The sequence below is a fragment of the Bradyrhizobium campsiandrae genome, assembly GCF_014529705.1.
Classification (GTDB): Bacteria; Pseudomonadota; Alphaproteobacteria; order Rhizobiales; family Xanthobacteraceae; genus Bradyrhizobium; species Bradyrhizobium campsiandrae.
In genome coordinates, this window is sequence record NZ_JAANIH010000031.1 from 13,512 (window position 1) to 31,930 (window position 18,419).

Genomic DNA, 18,419 nt, shown 5'->3' on the forward strand with positions numbered 1-18,419 from the left:
AGCTCGAAGGCAAAATTATGTCATGCCGGGCTTGTCCCGGTGACCCATGTCTGTAAAACCCGCCGCGAAGACGTGGATACACGGACATGACAAAGCCCCTCGCCGACCGCATCGCTCTCGTCACCGGCGCCTCGCGCGGCATCGGTTTTGCCACCGCTCTCGCGCTGGCGAAGGCCGGCGCGCATATCGTTGCCACTGCGCGCACGCAAGGCGGGCTGGAAGAGCTCGACGACGAGATCCGGAAGGTCAGCGGCGACGGCGCCACGCTGGTGCCGCTCAACCTCACCGATTCCGACGGCATCGCGCGGCTTGGAGCCGGTTTGCACGAGCGCTACGGCAAGCTCGACATTCTCGTCGGCAATGCCGGCGTGCTCGGCCCCTCCTCGCCGGTCGGCCATATCGAGCTGAAGACCTTCAACGACGTCATGGCCGTCAACGTCTCCGCGAACTTCCAGCTGATCCGCTGCATGGAGCCGCTGCTGAAGCAGTCCGACGCCGGGCGCGCCGTGTTCATCACCTCGGGCGCCGCCAACAAGGCAACCGCCTATGTCAGCCCCTACGCCGCCTCCAAGGCCGCGCTGGAAACACTGGCACGCGCCTGGGCGCAGGAGACCGCGAACTCCGCAATCCGCGTCAATCTGTTCAACCCGGGCCCGATCCGCACCCGCATGCGCGCCACCTTGATGCCGGGCGAGGATCCCGCAACGCTCGATACGCCCGAGCAGGTCGCCGAATTCATCGTGCCACTGTGCGCGCCCGATTGGACCGAGACCGGCAAGTTCTACGACTACAAGACGCGCAGCCTGATGAGCTTCCGCGCGCCGGCCTGATTGACTCACATGCCTCCCCGCGATTGACTGCCCGCGCTCAAGCGGCAGCAAAGCCGCAAGTTAAAAAAGGGAGGTCGCCATGGCGTCATGGCACGGTTGCGCAAGCTTCACACGTGCGCTGGCAAGCGTCTCTCACGTCTTTTCCATCCTGATCGCCGTCACCGCCTTTGTGCTTCCCGGCACGGCGGACGCAGGCAACGTCCCGACCTTCGCGGTCGATCCCGCCTGGCCAAAACCGCTGCCGAACAACTGGATCCTCGGCCAGATCGGCGGCATCACCGTCGACTGGCAAGGACACATCTGGATCATTCATCGTCCGCGCTCGCTCACCGACGACGAGAAAGGTGCAAGCCTCACCCCTCCGCGTTCGAAATGCTGCGTGTCGGCGCCGCCCGTGCTCGAATTCGATGCCGACGGCAATCTGCTGCGATCCTGGGGCGGGCCTGGTCCCGGCTATGAATGGGTCGGCCGCGAGCACGGCATCGAGGTCGACGAGCGCGGCTTCGTCTGGATCGGCGGCAACGCCGACAACGACAACGCGATCCTGAAGTTCACGCTCGACGGCAAGTTCGTGGCCCAGATCGGCAGGATCGCGCCGAGCCTCGGCAGCAACGACACCACGCAGCTCGGCAAGCCCGCGGAGACCGCGATCGACAAGGAGGCGAACGAGATCTACGTCGCCGACGGCTACGGCAACCGCCGCGTCATCGTGTTCGACGCGACCACCCTCGCCTACAAGCGGCACTGGGGCGCCTATGGCAACAAGCCCGAAGACGCCAAGCAGGCGGCCTTTGATCCCAAGGCGCCGGTATCGCAGCAGTTCGGCAATCCCGTCCACTGCGTGAAGATCGCCAATGACGGTCTCGTCTATGTCTGCGACCGCATCAACAATCGCATCCAGGTGTTCCGGAAGGACGGCACCTTCGTGAAGGAGTTCTTCTTCGAGAAGAATACGCTCGGCAACGGCGCCGTCTGGGACATCGCGATCTGGCCCGATCCGAAGCAGACCTATTTGCTCAGCGCCGACGGCGAGAACAACGAGATCAGGGTGATCAGGCGCGAGGACGGCAGCGTGGTCGGCAGCTTCGGCCGCAATGGCCGCAATGCCGGACAATTCCACTGGGTGCATGCCATGGCGGTCGATGCCGCGGGTAACGTCTATACCGCCGAGGTCGACACCGGCAAACGCATCCAGAAATTCAAGCTGACCTCGGACGCGCTGAAATAGCGCCTCAACGCATATTGCCCAAAAGTTAACCGACGGATGACGCAACGACGCGGCGTCTTCAGGCTTTAGGCGCATTGCCGCCGTCCCTCGGACAGGCTACGGAATTTGCCGGACCAAGGCTCCGCAAGAGAGCCGTCCGCCTATTTGACAATGGAGGAGACCTTTTATGACGACGACGTTCGCGCGCCGCTCCGCGGCCCTGCTGGCCTGCGCCGCCGCTTTCGGATTTGCATCATCAGCCTACGCCCAGGACAAGACCGTCACAATCGGCGTGCTCAACGACATGTCCAGCCTCTACGCCGACATCGGCGGCCCGGGCTCCGTGGTGGCGGTCAAGATGGCGGTCGAGGATTCCGGCCTGGCAGCCAAGGGCTGGAAGATCGAGGTCGTCAGCGGCGACCACCAGAACAAGCCTGACGTCGGCGTCAACATCGCGCGGCAGTGGATCGACACCCAGAAGGTCGACATGATCACCGACACGCCGAACTCCGGCGTCGCGCTGGCGGTGAGTAACGTCGCCAAGGAAAAGAACGTCGTCCTACTCAACAATGGCGGCGCCAGCGCCGACCTGACCGGCAAGGCCTGCAACGCCAATACCATCTCCTACACCTATGACACCTACATGCTCGCCACCGGCACCGGCAAGGCGCTGACCAAGGCCGGCGGCGACACCTGGTTCTTCCTGACTGCCGACTACGCCTTCGGTGCGGCGCTCGAGCGCGACACCAGCGCGGTCGTGACCGCGAATGGCGGCAAGGTGCTCGGCGGCGTCAAGCATCCGCTCAACACCTCCGACTTCTCGTCATTCCTGCTCCAGGCGCAGAATTCGAAAGCCAAGATCGTCGGACTTGCCAATGCCGGTGGCGACACCACCAACTCGATCAAGCAGGCCGCCGAGTTCGGCATCGTCGAGGGCGGCCAGAAGCTCGCGGCGCTGCTGCTCTTCATCAACGATGTCCATTCGCTCGGCCTCAAGACCGCGCACGGCCTGACCTTCACCGAATCCTTCTACTGGGACCTCAACGATGCCACGCGCGCCTGGTCGAAGCGCTTCCAGGAGAAGACGGCCAACAAGGCGATGCCGTCGATGACCCAGGCGGGCAACTATGCCGGCGTGATTCATTACCTCAAGGCGCTGGAGGCGCTCGGCGGCAACCCGCATGACGGCGCCAAGGTCGTCGCCAAGATGAAGGAGATCCCGACCGACGATCCGCTGTTCGGCAAAGGCCCGCTCCGCGAGGACGGCCGCCGCATCATCCCGGCCTATCTGTTCGAGGTGAAGAAGCCGGACGAATCGAAGGGACCGTGGGACTATTACAAGCTGATCTCGACCATCTCGGCGGACGATGCGGCCAAGCCGCTCAAGGACAGCGAGTGCCCGCTGGTGAAGAAATAAGGCGGGAGACTCTGCCGTAGGGTGGGCAAAGGCGCAAAAGCGCCGTGCCCACCAATCTCTCCACAAACGTAGAAGTGGTGGGCACGCTTCGCTCTGCCCACCCTACGAAGCTATTTACTCACGACGGCCGCTTGCGCTTGTGGGCGAAGGGGTTGGCCTTCTCGCGTAGGGTAATGCGCACCGGCGTACCCGGCAGCTCGAAGGTCTCGCGCATCGAATTGGTCAGGTAGCGCAGGTATGACTGCGGCACCGCGTCGGCACGCGAGCAGAACAGCACGAAGCTCGGCGGGCGCGCCTTGGTCTGGGTGATGTAGTTCAGCTTGAGCCGGCGGCCTGATACGGCCGGCGGCGGATTGGCCTGGACCGCCTGCTCGAACCAGCGATTGAGCGCTGAGGTGGGCACGCGCCTGTTCCAGACCGCGTAGGAGTCCTGGATCGCCTGCATCAGGCGGTCGATGCCCTCGCCCATCAGGCCGGAGACGGCGACGATGGGCACGCCCTTGAGCTGGGGCAGCCAATGGTCGGCGTCGCGACGCAGACCCGAGATCGCACCGCCCCCCTTGGTCTCCATCAGGTCCCATTTGTTGACCGCGAGCACCACTGCCCGGCCCTCGCGCTCGATCAGATCCGCGATGCGCAGATCCTGCTCCTCGAAGCGGTTCTGCGAATCCATCATCATCACGACGACTTCGGCAAAGCGCACCGCACGCAGCGCATCGGCGACCGAGAGCTTCTCCAGCTTCTCCTCGATGCGCGAGCGCCGGCGCAGGCCTGCGGTGTCGAACACGCGAAACTCGCGGCCCTTCCAGACGATCTCGACCGCGATGGAATCGCGCGTGGTGCCGGCCTCCGGGCTCGTCAGCAGGCGTTCTTCGCCGAGCAGGTGGTTGATCAGCGTCGACTTGCCGGCATTGGGACGGCCGACGATCGCAACCCGGATCGGGCGCGTCGCGGCCTCCTCCTCGGACAACGGCGCGTCGTCCTCGGCCTCATCCTCGCTGGCGGGCTCCGGCATCAGCTTGGCGAGCGCGTCGTAAAGCTCGCCCATGCCCTCGCCATGCTCGGCGGAGATCTGGATGGGATCGCCGAGGCCGAGCGCAAAGGCTTCCATGGCGCCGGCGTCGCCGTGCTTGCCCTCGCTCTTGTTGGCGACCAGCAGCACCGGCTTGTTGGCGCGGCGGGCGAAATCGGCGAAGGCGCGATCGGTCGGCGTGAGCCCGATCCGGGCATCGATCACGAAGAACAGGGCGTCGGCCTGTGCGATCGCGGTCTCGGTCTGCTCCTGCATCCGCGCGGTGAGCGAACCCTTGGCGCCCTCGTCGAGGCCGGCGGTGTCGATGATGGTGAACTGGAGATCGCCGAGCCTCGCCTCGCCCTCGCGGCGGTCGCGGGTGACGCCCGGCAGATCATCGACGAGAGCGAGCTTCTGTCCAACCAGGCGGTTGAACAGCGTCGATTTGCCGACATTGGGCCGGCCGATAATGGCGATCGTAAAGGACATCGGTCATTCGTGCGCCGCGGAGGCTGCGCCTGTCAATTCAGTAAAAAATGTCAGCGTGAGAAGCTGCCGCTCGGCAGCGGCGCCGGGAAAGCTCCCTGCGTCTGCTGTTGCGGGGCGGCCTGCACCGGTTGCGCCGACTGCTGCGCGGGTTGCTGGTCCGGCGGCGGTGCGGTGGTGCGTTTACGGACGATCTTGTGCTTCGGCGGTGGAGCAGCCGATGCTGGGGCCGCCTCGGGCTGGGCCTCGCCATCGACCTCGCCGGCCGGCGCCTCAGCCGGTGCAGCCGCGGTGGAGGCCGGCTGCCTGGCCTTCTTGCCCTTGGCGGACTTGGATGGCTTTGCAGCCTCGGCGGGCGGCGGCTCGGCCGGCAGCGCTGCGACGGCCGGCGCGTTCGGATCCTGTTGCTGCTGGGCGCCCTTGTACATGTCCTTGGGCACGCCCTGCTCAAGTCCCGGCACGCCCTCGGGGAACACGGGCTTGCGGTCGCCCGGCAGCTTCTTCTTGGTGTCGAGGAAGTCGAGCAGATCGCTCGGATCGAATCCGCCGCTGGAACAGCCGCCCAAGAGGCCCGTGAAGGCAATCAGGACGGCGGCTGCGATCAAACGTGGCGTGCGGCGCATGTCGATATCTCGTCTCAGCTCTCAGGACCGTCAGCTGTCGAATTTCAGCTCTTGGCGACGGGCGGCAGCAAGGCCTGGAGCGCTTCGGCGCGCGAGCGCAGGCCCGGCGGCGTCTCGCCGTCCTCGGCGATCGCGTCGAGCCATTTGCGGGCCGCGGTCATGTCGTTGTTGCGCCAGGCCGACAGCGCCAGCACCTCGCGGGCGCTGTGGCGGAAGGTGGATTTGGGTTCGGCGGAGGTCTCCAGCCGCTGCTGGATGTCGGCATAGCTGGCGCTGTCCACCAGCAGGCCGGCGGCGCGGATCTTCGCCAGGTCCTGCCACTCGCCGCCGACGCCGCGATCCGCGGCGATGTCGTCATACAGCTTGGCCGCAGCCTTGGGATCGCGGGCCGACGCCTCGGCCGCGGCACGAACCCGCGCCAGGGTGCGATAGCCGCCGGGGGCCTTGGCGGCGAGATCTGCGAACGCCGTCTCGGCCTCCGCATGCTTGCCCTGCTCCGAGAGCTCGACGGCCTTCTCGAAGGTCGCGCCGGCCTCGGCGGCCTTCTTGGCCTCCAGGTACTGATAGCCGCGCCAGCCGGCCACGGCCGCCACGATCAGCACCATCAGGGCGATGAAGTAGAGCGAATATTTGTCCCACAGCTTCTTGAGCTGTTCGCGACGTACTTCCTCGTCGACTTCGTCAAATAATTCAGACACTTAAGTTAATCCCATGCCCGGCCGGGAGCGCGCGCCAGATCGTGCGCGTCTCAAACCCGTCCCCACGTGGCGGCGGCGATACCCTATCGATATGGCGGTGGCAAGGCAAAGCAAGCTCGATCAAGGCGTTAACGCGACACCCGGGATATCCCGGGGCCTCCCCCGCCCCGTTCAGGCCTCGATCAGCCGCTCCCGCAGCTGCCGCTTCACCACCTTGCCATTGGCGTTGCGGGGCAAAGGCTCGGCGGTCACAGTCATCGTCTCCGGCACCTTGTAGTCGGAGAGCCGCGCGGCGCACCAGGCTCGCAGATCATCGCTGCCGACCGGTCCGCGCGTGACCACGACCGCATGGACGCGCTCTCCCAGCACCGGACATGGCTTTGCGATGATCGCGCTCTCGACCACCGCGGGATGGCCGGCCAGCACCGACTCGACCTCGGCCGAATAAATCTTCAGACCGCCGCGGTTGATCATGTCCTTCTGCCGGTCGAACACGCGAACGAACCCTTCGGCATCGACCGAGCCGAGATCGCCGGAATGCCAGAAGCCGGCGGTGAAGCTCTCGGCCGTCGCCTTCGCATTGTTCCAGTAGCCCTTGATGACGGAGGCGCTTTGGATCCAGAGCTCGCCAATCTCGCCCGGCGGCAGCTCGCGCCCGTCAGGCCCCATCGCGATGATCCGCGCCCCCGGACACGGCAGGCCGACGCTGTCGATATGGCTCGCGGTCAGCTCGCCCGGCATGAGGGTCGACGGCGACGTCGTTTCGGTCGCGCCGTAGCAGTTCGCCAGCTTCAGGCCCGGAATGGTCGCCTTGAGCTTCTCGATGGTTGCGACCGGCATCGGCGCGCCGCCGAAGCCGCCGATGCGCCAGCTCGAAAGATCGTAGCTGTCGAAATCGGGCTGCAGCAGACAGAGATTGTACATCGCCGGCACCATCACGGTGTAGGTGACGCGTTCGCGCGCGGCGAGCTTGAGATAATCGGCGGCCTTGAACTCCGGCATGATGATCAGCGCACCGCCGCAGCGGATCATGGTCGTGATGTTGGCGACGACGCCGGTGACATGCCCGAGCGGGACGGCCGCGATCGAGCGGTCGGCTTGCGTCAATTGCAGGCAGGACACGAACACCATGGAGGAATGCACGATGTTGCAATGGGCCAGCATCGCGCCCTTCGGCTTGCCTGTTGTCCCCGACGTATAGAGGATCATCGCGGTGTCCTCTTCGCCCACGTCGACCGGTGCCGAGGCCGGCGCGTTGTCCGCAAGCACGGCGAAGCGCGACAGGGCCGCATCGCCGTCGACGGCGATGCGATGAACCTCATCAGGGACATCCTGCGCATCGGGCAGCCGCTCGGCGAGCGCCGCTTCGTGGATCAGGATCCTGGCACCGCAATCGCCGAGGACATAGGCAATCTCCGGCTTCTGCTGGCGCGTGCTGAGCAGCACCGTGACGAGCCCCTCATGTGCGGCCGCAAACAGCAACAGGGGAAATTCGATGCGGTTGCCGAGCAGGATCGCGACACGGTCGCCGCGCTGCAGGCCGAGCTTGCGGAAGCCCGATGCAATCCGTGCGGCCTGATCCACCGCCTGCCGCCAGCTCAGCCTAATCTCGCCGCAGACCAGCGCCTCCCCGTCACCGTTGCGCGCAGCAGTCTCGGCGATCATCGCCCAGAGGCTTGCCGGCCGGTCCGCGAAAGCCGGCACCACCCGATCGCCAAAACGCGCCTCGAGGCGCATCGGCGGAATCTGAGATTGCGACCAATCCATGGAAGCGTCCTCGTGTTGTTGCTTTTGTCACCTTCCGCGCATGGGCACGCGGCGAGTGTCTTGCGCCGACTGGCTAGCCACCCATCACGGGAACGCCGATCACGACGGGATGGAATGCAAACGCCAGCGCCAGATAGGCGACGATGCCGACCGCGATTGCGATCAGATCGTTGGTGACGCCGCCCACCGGAATCGGTGGGCCACCGGCATCGGTGCGATGCTTGAGCGAAATGCGGTCATACACGCCCCAGCCCAGGAACGAGCCGAACAGGATGATGGAGCCGAGATCGCCGTTGGCGAGCAGATGCGCCGCCGCCCACAGCTTGACGCCGGCAAGCATCGGATGCTTCAGCGTCGCATAGATGCGCCCGCGCAAATAGGAAGCGACCACCAGGATCACGGCGGGCAGCATCAGCGCGACCGTGATGTGCTTCATCGCCTTCGGCGGATACCAGACGTCGATCCAGCCGGAGCTGCGATAGTGGCCAAAGCCCCAAACGATCAGCGCAAGGCCCGCGAGCGCGACCACGGAATAGAGGATCTTGTAGGTCCCCTCGCCAAGCCGCGCGATCGCCTGCGCGCGCGCATCACGTTTCGTTGTGAAAACATGGGCGGCGAAAAACAGCACCAGCCCCAGGATCATGACCAGCAGACCCACGATATCCTCCCCTTCACCAGCGCCCCCGCCAAACGCCTATCATCGATCGGCCGTCGGTCGCAACTCTCTCACCCTCATGGTGAGGAGCGCGCCCTTGCGCGCGTCTCGAAGGATGAAAGGCCCGGCTATCGCAACAATCGGGCCTTTCATCCTTCGAGACGCGCGTGAAGAACGCGCTCCTCAGGATGAGGGGATAGAGCTACTTTCCGAGTTCGCGATTGTCGACGTAGCGGATCGCGATGGGGCGTCCGGCCAAGGCGCCGCCGAGGCCACTGGTGAATTTCAGCGGCAGGCAGGCCTTCAGCGATGAATTGATGGCGTCGAGATAGGTCGTCCTCGTGTCGGCCGGAACACCCGCCGTCGCATATGTCAGGCGCGGCGGGCCGATCAGGCCGCCGGCCTTGTTGAAGCTGAAGCGCACCGACATCTGCATCCCGGTTCGCGCATTGTCCGATGGCGGCGACCAGCAGGTGCGCAGCGCGGCGAAGAGGTCGCCGATCGTGTCGAGATCGTGATCCGGCTTCTGATACTTGGCCCGATCGGCCTCTGACGGCACGCTCTCGATCGTGAGTTGGAGGTTCTCGCTGTAGGGATAGTCGATCTCGGGAATGCAGGGCCCGTGCTCAAGCGGACTGCAATAGGACGGCGTGCACGGGCGGTTATCAAGCACGCTGCACGGCGAGTGAGAGAACGGGATCGGATTGATCTGGCGCGGTCGCGCGTCGGAGACGACGGTTGATATCGCCAACAGTATGAGAACGAGAATGCCGCGCCACATGCTCTGAGCCCGCGATGTCACGCGAACAAACGTGGCACCGTCCGTGGAAGCGTCAAGCCCGCGGGCGTTCACATGCTCGCGTTCAAGCGGCCCTGCCCTCGCCCTTCTTCTTGACGTCCTTGACGTTGGTGAACTCGATGCCCTCGGCGCGCTCCTTGGTGTAGCCGAGGTAGAATTCGTTCCGGGCGAGATACACGGGGTCGCCATCGACGTCGTCGGCGATGCTCGACGTATTCGCGGCGATGAAGGTGTCGAGCTTCTTGCGGTCCTCCGAGGAAACCCAGCGCGCGAGCTGAAACTCGCTGACCTCGAACTCGACCGGCAGCGAATATTCCGCTTCCAGCCGGGCCTTGAGCACGTCGAGCTGGAGCGCGCCGACCACGCCGACCAGCGCCGGCGCGCCGTCGCGCGGACGGAACACCTGCACCACGCCCTCTTCCGACATCTGCTGCAGCGCTTCCTTCAGCTTCTTCGCCTTCATCGCGTCGGTCAGACGGACGCGGCGGACGATTTCCGGCGCGAAGCTCGGCACGCCGACGAAATTGAAGTCCTCGCCCTCGGTCAGGGTGTCGCCGATGCGCAGCGTACCGTGATTGGGAATGCCGACGACGTCGCCGGCGAAGGCCTCGTCCGCCACCGAGCGGTCCTGGGCGAAGAAGAATTGCGGGCTCGACAGCGGCATGCTCTTGCCGGTGCGCACCAGCTTGGCCTTCATGCCGCGGCTGAGCTTGCCGGAACAAAGCCGCGCAAAGGCGATGCGGTCGCGGTGGTTCGGATCCATGTTGGCCTGGATCTTGAACACGAAGGCGCTCATGCGCGGATCGGTGGCCTCGACCTTGCGCTGGTCGCTGTCCTGCGCGCGCGGCTCCGGTGCGAAATTGCCGAGGCCTTCGAGCAGGTCGCCGACGCCGAAATTACGCAGCGCGCTGCCGAAATAGACCGGCGTCAGATGGCCCTCGCGGAACGCGTCGAGCTCGAACGGCTTTGAGGCCTCGGTGACGAGCTCGAGCTCATCCTTCACGGCTGAGGCGTCGAGATTGGCATTGAGCTTGGCGAGCTCCTCGATCTCGATCTGCTGCGCAGCGCCCGTCTTGGCGCCGCCGCCTTCAAGCAGTCGGACACCGCCGTTGATGACGTCATAGGTGCCGAGGAAGTCGCGGCCGCGGCCGACCGGCCAGGTCATCGGCGTGGTATCGAGCGCCAGCGTCTTTTCGATCTCGTCGAGCAGCTCGAAAACGTCGCGGCTTTCGCGATCCATCTTGTTGATGAAGGTGATGATCGGGATATCCCGAAGACGGCACACTTCAAACAGCTTTCGCGTCCGCGCCTCGATGCCCTTGGCGGCGTCGATCACCATCACGGCGGAATCGACCGCCGTCAGCGTGCGATAGGTATCTTCCGAAAAGTCCTCGTGGCCCGGCGTGTCCAGCAGGTTGAACACGAGCCCTTCGAACTCGAAGGTCATCACCGAGGTCACGACCGAGATGCCGCGCTCGCGCTCGATCTTCATCCAGTCCGAACGGGTGTTGCGCCGTTCGCCCTTGGCCTTGACCTGACCGGCCAGGTTGATGGCGCCGCCGAACAGCAGCAGCTTTTCGGTCAGCGTGGTCTTGCCGGCGTCAGGATGGGAGATGATCGCAAAGGTGCGCCGCCGCGCCACTTCTGCAGCAAGCGGAGAACGGGCCGGCGATTCGGCTGTGGTGGTGGCGATGTCGGACATGGCGGGAGCGTTTGGCAGGGAAAACGGGCCTGATCAAGCCTCATTTGGTGATTGCGGAGCCCTCTGGCCAGCCCCATATCGGCCTGGGGAGGACGGCCTTCCCCACTCATCAGCCTATCAGCCTTGCGGGGACGACCCTGCCTTGAAGGGAGGGTCGTCATGGCCTGGAGCATCCTGTTCGTCGCCGGTCTTCTCGAAATCACCTGGGCGATCGGCCTGAAATATACCGAGGGCTTTACCAGGCTTGTTCCCTCCGTCATCACGCTCGCGGCGATGGCCGGCAGCGTGATCCTGCTCGGGCTGGCTCTGAAGTCCCTGCCCGTCGGAACCGCCTATGCGGTCTGGACCGGGATCGGAGCAGTCGGCACCGCGACACTCGGCATCTACCTGTTCGGCGAGCCCGCCACCGCGCTTCGCCTTGCCAGCATCGGGCTGATCGTAGCCGGCATCGCCGGGCTGAAGCTCGTTACTTGACGAAGATCCGGACCGCCCACCAGGAGAGCGCCGCGACGATGGCCGAGGCCGGGATCGTGATCACCCAGGCATAGACGATCGAGCTCGCCACGTTCCAGCGCACCGCCGAAACGCGGCGGGCCGCACCGACGCCGACGATGGCGCCGGTGATGGTGTGGGTGGTCGAGACGGGAACGCCGAGGAAGGTCGCTATGAACAGGGTCGCAGCGCCACCGGTCTCGGCGCAGAAGCCCTGCATCGGCGTCAGCTTGGTGATACGCAGGCCCATGGTGCGGACGATGCGCCAGCCACCCATCAGCGTGCCCAGCGCCATCGCGGCCTGGCAGGACAGAACCACCCAGAACGGCACTGAGAACTCGCTGCCGAGATGCCCCTGCGAATAGAGCAGCACGGCGATGATGCCCATCGTCTTCTGCGCGTCGTTGCCGCCATGGCCGAGCGAATAGAGCGAAGCGGAGGCGAATTGCAGGACCCGGAAGGCGCGGTCGACCGCGAACGGCGTCGAGCGCACCGAAAGCCACGACACGATCGCGACCAGCATCATCGCGAGCAGGAAGCCGACCAGCGGCGAGAGCACGATCGCCAGCACCGCCTTGGACAATCCGCCCCAGACCGCCGCCGATATTCCGGCCTTGGCCATGCCGCCGCCAACGAGGCCGCCGATCAGCGCGTGCGAGGATGAGGACGGAATTCCGAGCCCCCAGGTCACGAGATTCCAGACGATGGCGCCGACAAGGGCTGCGAAGATCACCTGGGCGTCGACGATCGCGGGATCGATGATGCCGGTGCCGATGGTCTGGGCGACGTGCAGGCCGAACACCATGAAGGCGACGAAATTGAAGAATGCGGCCCAGAACACCGCGAATTGCGGCCGCAGCACCCGGGTCGAAACGATGGTCGCGATCGAATTGGCGGCGTCGTGCAGGCCGTTCAGGAAGTCGAACAGCAGCGCGACGGCGATCAGTCCGACCAGGACGGGAAGACCCAGAGGGCCCAAGACGGCAGCATCCACGGCGCGGCCCTACTCTAAGTTTTGCGCATGATCTCCGCGCAAACGCGTATCGCGTTTGTCGCGAAGGAAAACCGCTGCACACTTTTCCGGATCATGCGCTACACTTGCTCAATGACGATGCTGTTGATCTCGTTCGCGACGTCGTCGAAGCGATCGGCCACTTTTTCAAGGTGATCGTAGATCTCGACGCCGACGATGAAATCCATCGCGTTGCCGTTGCGGTGCTTCAGGAACAGCTCCTTCAGGCCGATGTCGTGAAGATCGTCGACGCGCCCCTCGAGCTTGGTCAATTCCTCCGTGATCGCGGTCAGCATGGCGACGTTCTTGCCGATCTGCTGCATCAAGGGCAGCGCACGCCCGACCAGATTGGCGCAATCGATCAACAGCGCGCCGATTTCGCGCATCGGCGGCTCGAAGGTGCGGACCTCGAACAGCATCACGGCCTTGGCGGTCTGCTGCATCTGGTCGATGGCATCGTCCAGCGAGGTGATGAGGTTCTTGATGTCGCCCCGGTCGAACGGCGTAATGAAGGTTCGCCGCACCGCCGTCAGCACCTCGCGCGTGATGTTATCGGCGTCGTTCTCGAACTGGCTGACGCGCTGGCAATAGACCGGTGTCTCCTCGCCGCCATTGAGCACGCCCTGAAGCGCAATCGCGCCCTGGATCACGGTCTTGGCATGGCGGTCGAACAGGTCGAAGAACCGTTCTTCCTTGGGCAGGAAAGCGCGAAACCAACGCATCATGGGACTGGTCTACCTGAGGGAAATGACCCGGCCCGAACGGGCCGTCACAAAACCGTCATAGACCATTTTCGTTCCGCGCGCGTGTCATCTCACGCCCGCGGAGCCGGATCATCCACCGGATTCGCGCAGAAACTAAATTGCCGCGATATCAATGACTTATAGCGACCGCCGGAAGTAATGCGCGATTTCGCCGATGACGCCGCGGCGGAAGGTGAGCACGCAGATCACGAAGATCGAGCCCTGGATCACCGTCACCCACTGGCCAAAGCCCGCCAGATATTGCTGCATGGCGATAATGACGAAGGCGCCGACCACGGGGCCGAAAATGGTGCCGAGACCGCCGACCAGCGTCATCAGCACGACCTCGCCGGACATCGACCAGTGCACGTCGGTGAGCGAGGCGTTCTGCGCCACGAACACTTTCAGCGCGCCGGCGAAGCCCGCGAGCGTGCCCGACAGGACGAACGCCAGGAACTTGTACTGGTCGGTCCGATAGCCGAGCGAGATGGCGCGAGGCTCGTTCTCGCGGATCGACTTCAGGACCTCGCCGAACGGCGAGTTGATGATGCGATAGATCAGCAGGAAGCCGGCGAGGAAACCGACCAGCACGACGTAATAGAGCACGGTCGGCTTCGACAGATCGAAGACGCCGAACATCCGCCCCTGCGGAATGCCCTGGATGCCGTCCTCGCCATGGGTGAACGGCGCCTGGAGGTAGATGAAATACAGCAGCTGCGACAGCGCCAGCGTGATCATCGAGAAATAGATGCCCTGGCGGCGGATCGAGATGTAGCCGGTGATGAGGGATAGTCCGAACGCGGCCGCGATTCCGACGAGGACGCCCAGCTCCGGCGGCAGCGCCCAGACCTTCAGGGCATGCGCGCTGCAGTAGCCCGCGGTGCCCATGAACATCGCATGGCCGAACGACAACAGGCCGCCATAGCCGATCAGGAGATTGAAGGCACAGGCGAGCAGCGCAAAGCACAGCGCCTGCATCACAAAGAACGGATAGACTCCCGTGAAGGGCACCGCGGCCAGCAACAGCGCCATCACTGCGAAGACGACCATCTCGTCACGCATCGCGCGCGGAGTTACCGGCAGCGTATCGTCCGTCAAGGCTGTCATATCAGGCTGCCCTTCCCGTCAATCCCGTTGGCTTCACCAGGAGCACCAGCACCATCAGCACGAACACGACGGTGTTGGAGGCCTCGGGGTAGAAATACTTGGTCAGGCCCTCGATCACACCGAGCGCGAAGCCGGTGATGATGGAGCCCATGATCGATCCCATGCCGCCGATCACGACCACCGCGAACACGACGATGATGAGATCGGCGCCCATCAGCGGCCGCACCTGGTTGATCGGCGCCGAGAGCACGCCGGCGAGCGCGGCAAGGCCGACGCCCAGGCCATAGGTCAACGTGATCATGCGCGGCACATTGATGCCGAAGGCGCGCACCAGCGTCGGATTTTCAGTAGCGGCGCGCAGGTAGGCGCCGAGCCGCGTCTTCTCGATCAGGAACCAGGTCGCCAGACACACGACCAGCGAGAAGATCACGACCCAGCCACGGTAGACGGGCAGGAACATGAAGCCGAGATTCATGCCGCCCTTGAGCTGGTCCGGAATGGCGTAAGGCAGGCCGGACGAGCCGAAATAGTTCTGGAACACGCCCTGCACGATCAGCGCGATGCCGAAGGTCAGGAGCAGGCCGTAGAGATGGTCGAGCCCGGTCAGCCATTGCAGCATGGTCCGTTCCAGGATCATGCCGAAGATGCCGACGATGATGGGCGCCAGCAGCAGCGCCCACCAGTAATTGATGCCGCCGAGGTTGAGGAGGAAATAGGCGACAAAGGCGCCCATCATGTAGAGCGCGCCATGGGCGAAATTGATGATGTTGAGCATGCCGAAGATCACGGCGAGCCCGAGACTGAGCAGCGCGTAGAACGAGCCGTTGATCAGTCCCACCAGTAGCTGTGCGTAGAGAGCCTGCATCGATCCAGCACCCAGTCCCTTCGGCGTTCCCCTGAAAGTGGCCCGCGGGCTTTGAGGCCTGCGGGCGGCTATTTTACTTCTTCAACAGCGCGCACTTGCTTTCGGAGAGCGGCGTGAAGGCCTGGTCGCCCGGCACCGAGCCGACCAGCTTGTAGAAGTCCCACGGTCCCTTGGACTCGGCGGGTGTCTTCACCTCGAACAGATAGGCGCTGTGGATGGTGCGGCCGTTGGGCTGAATCTCGCCCTTGCCGAACAGTTCGTCTTCCGTCGGCATCGACTTCATCTTCTCGACGACCTTGACGCCGTCATGCGGATTGCCGCCCAGCGCCTCCAGGGCCTTCAGATAGTGGCGCACGCCCGCATAGACGCCCGCCTGCACCATGGTCGGCGGCGCGTTGTTCTTCATCTTCCCGGCAAAGCGCTTGGAAAACGCGCGGGTCTGGTCGTTCATGTCCCAGTAAAACGTCTCGGTGAAGTTGAGGCCCTGCGCGGTCTCGAGGCCGATCGCCTTGACGTCGGTGAGGAACAGCAGCAGCGCGGCGAGCTTCTGGCCGCCCTTGCCGATACCGAACTCGGCCGCCTGCTTGATCGTGTTGGTGGTGTCACCGCCGGCATTGGCAAGGCCGATGATCTTGGCCTTGGAGGCCTGCGCCTGAAGCAGGAACGAGGAGAAGTCCGGCGTGTTGAGCGGATGCTTGACCCCGCCGACCACCTTGCCGCCATTGGCGGTGACGACCGCGGTGGTGTCGCGCTCCAGCGCCGCACCGAAGGCGTAGTCCGCCGTCAGGAAGAACCAGGTGTCGCCACCGGCCTTCACCAGCGCCTGGCCGGTGGTGTGGGCCAGCATGTAGGTGTCGTAGGTCCAGTGCACGGTGTTGGGCGAGCACTGCGCATTGGTGAGATCAGAGGTCGCCGCGCCCGAATTGATGTAGACGCCGTTCTTTTCCTTGACGACGTTGTTGACGGCGAGCGCCACGCCGGAGTTCGGCACGTCGACGATGATGTCGACCTTGTCGACGTCGAACCACTGCCGCGCGATCGCGGTGCCGATATCGGGCTTGTTCTGGTGGTCGCCGGAGATGATGTCGATCTTCCAACCCTTGCCCGCAAGGCCGGAATCCTCAACCGCCATCTGGGCGGCGAGCGTCGAGCCCGGTCCACCGAGATCGGCATAGAGGCCGGACTGATCCGACAATGCACCGATCTTGACGGTCTTGTCCTGCGCGAAGGCGGCGCCAGCGGTGGCCACGGCGAGCGCCGTGCCGAGCAACAAGGATGCAATCGACTTTTTCATGTGACTTCCCTCGTGAATTCGTTCTTCGCCGTTTTCGTTGGCCGTTCTGCCTTGGGCCGGACTAGACGCCGAGATAGGTGTGGAGCTTGTCCATGTTGGCGGCAAGCTCCGCATTGGAAAATCCGTCAATGATCTTGCCGTGCTCGACCACGTAATAACGATCGGCGACGGTGGATGCGAAGCGGAAGTTCTGCTCGACAAGGAGGATCGTGAAGCCTTCCTTCTTCAGCCGCGAAATGGTGTGGCCGATCTGCTGAATAATGACCGGGGCGAGACCTTCGGTCGGCTCGTCCAGCATGAGGAAGCTCGCACCGGTGCGCAGGATGCGCGCGATCGCCAGCATCTGCTGCTCGCCGCCCGACAGCTTGGTGCCCTGGCTGGTCAGCCGTTCCTTCAGATTCGGAAACAGGTCGAAGATCTGATCGAGCGGCAATCCGCCGGGGCGCACCACCGGCGGCAGCAGCAAATTCTCACGCACGTCGAGACTGGAGAAAATTCCGCGTTCCTCGGGGCAGAATGCGATGCCCATGCGCGCAATCTTGTCGGAGGTCGCGCGGATGATCTCCTGATCGTTGAATTTGATCGAGCCGGCACGCTTGCCGATGATGCCCATGATCGACTTCAGCGTGGTCGTCTTGCCGGCGCCGTTGCGCCCCAGCAGCGTGACGACCTCGCCCGCATTCACGTCGAAATTGATCCCGTGCAGGATGTGGGACTCGCCGTACCAGGCCTCGAGGTTGCGGACCTGGAGGATGTTGCCGCCGCTGGTGGCCTTTGCCGGAGCGTCCGCGGTTGCAGTCTCAGCCATGACCCGCTCCCAGATAGGCTTCCTTGACGCGCTCGTCCTTGGTGAGCTCGGAATAATGACCCTGCGCGAGCACCTGCCCGCGCGTCAGCACGGTGATGATGTCGGAGAGATTGGCGACGACGCTTAAGTTATGCTCGACCATCAGAATGGTGTATTTCGCCGAGATGCGCTTGATCAGCGCCGCGATCTTGTCGATGTCCTCGTGCCCCATGCCGGCCATCGGCTCGTCCAGAAGCATCATTTCAGGATCGAGCGCGAGCGTGGTCGCGATTTCCAGCGCGCGCTTGCGCCCATAGGCCATCTCGACCGCAGGCGTATTGGCGAACTCGCTCAGGCCGACATCGTTCAACAACTCACGCGCGCGGTCGTTGAAACGGTTGAGCACGGACTTGGAGCGCCAGAAATCGAAGGAAGAGCCATGCTGGCGCTGGAGCGCGACACGAACGTTCTCCAGCGCGGTGAGATGCGGAAACACCGCCGAGATCTGGAACGAGCGCACCAGCCCCAAGCGCGCCACGTCGGCTGGCGCCATCGCGGTGATGTCCTGTCCCTTGTACAGGATTTTTCCGGCAGACGGTTTGAGGAACTTGGTCAGAAGATTGAAGCACGTCGTCTTGCCGGCACCGTTCGGGCCGATCAACGCGTGGATACTCCCACGGCGAACCTTGAGCGCAACGTCGCGGACGGCGAAGAAGCCCGCAAACTCCTTGGTCAAGCCTTCCGTTTCGAGAATGAACTCATCGGCCAAACAGATTTCCCCCTGCCCGCGCCAATAGCGCGTTGCTCTCGTTGTTGCTTCGGCTTTCCGGAGGTCCTGGAGCCGCCCCGGAACGCCGCCTCCGGGCGCGGAATATGCCGGAGGTGACGGGGGTTAGGCAAGGCGGAAAGCTGAGCAGGTCAGG

Annotated in this window: 18 protein-coding genes; 4 read left to right on the forward strand and 14 right to left on the reverse strand. The window is 64.2% G+C overall.

The features are described from left to right. Nucleotides 1–86 precede the first annotated feature (86 nt). The 3 genes from G8O24_RS22615 (at nt 87) to G8O24_RS22625 (ending at nt 3,454) form a co-directional block, all read left to right on the forward strand. Complete coding sequence (locus tag G8O24_RS22615) at nt 87–830, forward strand: SDR family NAD(P)-dependent oxidoreductase (RefSeq protein ID WP_188103159.1); 744 nt, start codon at nt 87–89, stop codon at nt 828–830. A gap of 79 nt (nt 831–909) precedes the next feature. Continuing rightward, complete coding sequence (locus tag G8O24_RS22620) at nt 910–2,058, forward strand: NHL repeat-containing protein (RefSeq protein WP_188103161.1); 1,149 nt, start codon at nt 910–912, stop codon at nt 2,056–2,058. 166 nt (nt 2,059–2,224) lie between these two features. Next, the gene (locus G8O24_RS22625) at nt 2,225–3,454 is read left to right on the forward strand and encodes an ABC transporter substrate-binding protein (protein WP_188103163.1); all 1,230 of its coding nucleotides are present in this window, start codon (nt 2,225–2,227) and stop codon (nt 3,452–3,454) included. A 118-nt stretch (nt 3,455–3,572) separates the two neighbouring features. On the opposite strand, the gene der is transcribed toward G8O24_RS22625, so the two are convergent. The 7 genes from der to G8O24_RS22660 all read right to left on the reverse strand — a co-directional run bounded on the left by der (nt 3,573) and on the right by G8O24_RS22660 (nt 11,196). Continuing rightward, the gene (gene der / locus G8O24_RS22630) at nt 3,573–4,955 is read right to left on the reverse strand and encodes a ribosome biogenesis GTPase Der (protein ID WP_188103165.1); all 1,383 of its coding nucleotides are present in this window, start codon (nt 4,953–4,955) and stop codon (nt 3,573–3,575) included. 50 nt (nt 4,956–5,005) lie between these two features. Next, entirely contained in the window at nt 5,006–5,575 is a 570-nt protein-coding gene (locus G8O24_RS22635) for a hypothetical protein (protein ID WP_188103167.1), read from the reverse strand. A gap of 44 nt (nt 5,576–5,619) precedes the next feature. Continuing rightward, the gene (locus G8O24_RS22640; RefSeq protein WP_188103169.1) at nt 5,620–6,273 is read right to left on the reverse strand and encodes a tetratricopeptide repeat protein; all 654 of its coding nucleotides are present in this window, start codon (nt 6,271–6,273) and stop codon (nt 5,620–5,622) included. 171 nt (nt 6,274–6,444) lie between these two features. Further along, nucleotides 6,445–8,040: a class I adenylate-forming enzyme family protein gene (locus G8O24_RS22645; RefSeq protein WP_188103171.1), complete on the reverse strand. Its 1,596-nt coding sequence runs from the start codon at nt 8,038–8,040 to the stop codon at nt 6,445–6,447. Nucleotides 8,041–8,113: 73 nt separating this feature from the next. Then, nucleotides 8,114–8,698: an NnrU family protein gene (locus G8O24_RS22650; protein ID WP_188103173.1), complete on the reverse strand. Its 585-nt coding sequence runs from the start codon at nt 8,696–8,698 to the stop codon at nt 8,114–8,116. A 199-nt stretch (nt 8,699–8,897) separates the two neighbouring features. Then, nucleotides 8,898–9,476, reverse strand: a complete 579-nt coding sequence (locus G8O24_RS22655) for a UCP034077 family protein (protein ID WP_188103175.1) — start codon at nt 9,474–9,476, stop codon at nt 8,898–8,900. An 82-nt stretch (nt 9,477–9,558) separates the two neighbouring features. Then, entirely contained in the window at nt 9,559–11,196 is a 1,638-nt protein-coding gene (locus G8O24_RS22660; RefSeq protein ID WP_188103177.1) for a peptide chain release factor 3, read from the reverse strand. A gap of 159 nt (nt 11,197–11,355) precedes the next feature. On the opposite strand from G8O24_RS22660, the gene sugE reads away from it, so the two are divergent. Continuing rightward, nucleotides 11,356–11,670: a quaternary ammonium compound efflux SMR transporter SugE gene (gene sugE, locus G8O24_RS22665; protein ID WP_188103179.1), complete on the forward strand. Its 315-nt coding sequence runs from the start codon at nt 11,356–11,358 to the stop codon at nt 11,668–11,670. Here sugE and G8O24_RS22670 read toward each other — a convergent pair. The 7 genes from G8O24_RS22670 to G8O24_RS22700 all read right to left on the reverse strand — a co-directional run bounded on the left by G8O24_RS22670 (nt 11,663) and on the right by G8O24_RS22700 (nt 18,265). Beyond that, nucleotides 11,663–12,682 (reverse strand): inorganic phosphate transporter, encoded by a 1,020-nt coding sequence (locus tag G8O24_RS22670; RefSeq protein WP_188103181.1) that lies wholly within the window; start codon nt 12,680–12,682, stop codon nt 11,663–11,665. The genes sugE and G8O24_RS22670 overlap by 8 nt on opposite strands. A 98-nt stretch (nt 12,683–12,780) precedes the next feature. Next, on the reverse strand, nt 12,781–13,425 hold the full coding sequence (locus G8O24_RS22675) for a DUF47 domain-containing protein (RefSeq protein ID WP_188103183.1): 645 nt from the start codon (nt 13,423–13,425) through the stop codon (nt 12,781–12,783). 156 nt (nt 13,426–13,581) lie between these two features. After that, the gene (locus G8O24_RS22680; RefSeq protein ID WP_188103185.1) at nt 13,582–14,550 is read right to left on the reverse strand and encodes a branched-chain amino acid ABC transporter permease; all 969 of its coding nucleotides are present in this window, start codon (nt 14,548–14,550) and stop codon (nt 13,582–13,584) included. A gap of 1 nt (nt 14,551) precedes the next feature. After that, nucleotides 14,552–15,415, reverse strand: a complete 864-nt coding sequence (locus G8O24_RS22685; protein WP_027557529.1) for a branched-chain amino acid ABC transporter permease — start codon at nt 15,413–15,415, stop codon at nt 14,552–14,554. Between the two features lie 73 nt (nt 15,416–15,488). Continuing rightward, complete coding sequence (locus G8O24_RS22690) at nt 15,489–16,709, reverse strand: ABC transporter substrate-binding protein (protein ID WP_188103186.1); 1,221 nt, start codon at nt 16,707–16,709, stop codon at nt 15,489–15,491. Nucleotides 16,710–16,770: 61 nt separating this feature from the next. Beyond that, the gene (locus G8O24_RS22695; RefSeq protein ID WP_188103188.1) at nt 16,771–17,517 is read right to left on the reverse strand and encodes an ABC transporter ATP-binding protein; all 747 of its coding nucleotides are present in this window, start codon (nt 17,515–17,517) and stop codon (nt 16,771–16,773) included. Next, nucleotides 17,510–18,265, reverse strand: coding sequence for an ABC transporter ATP-binding protein (locus G8O24_RS22700; RefSeq protein WP_188103190.1), 756 nt, complete (start codon nt 18,263–18,265; stop codon nt 17,510–17,512). Before G8O24_RS22700 ends, G8O24_RS22695 begins: the two co-directional genes overlap by 8 nt. Nucleotides 18,266–18,419 lie beyond the last annotated feature (154 nt).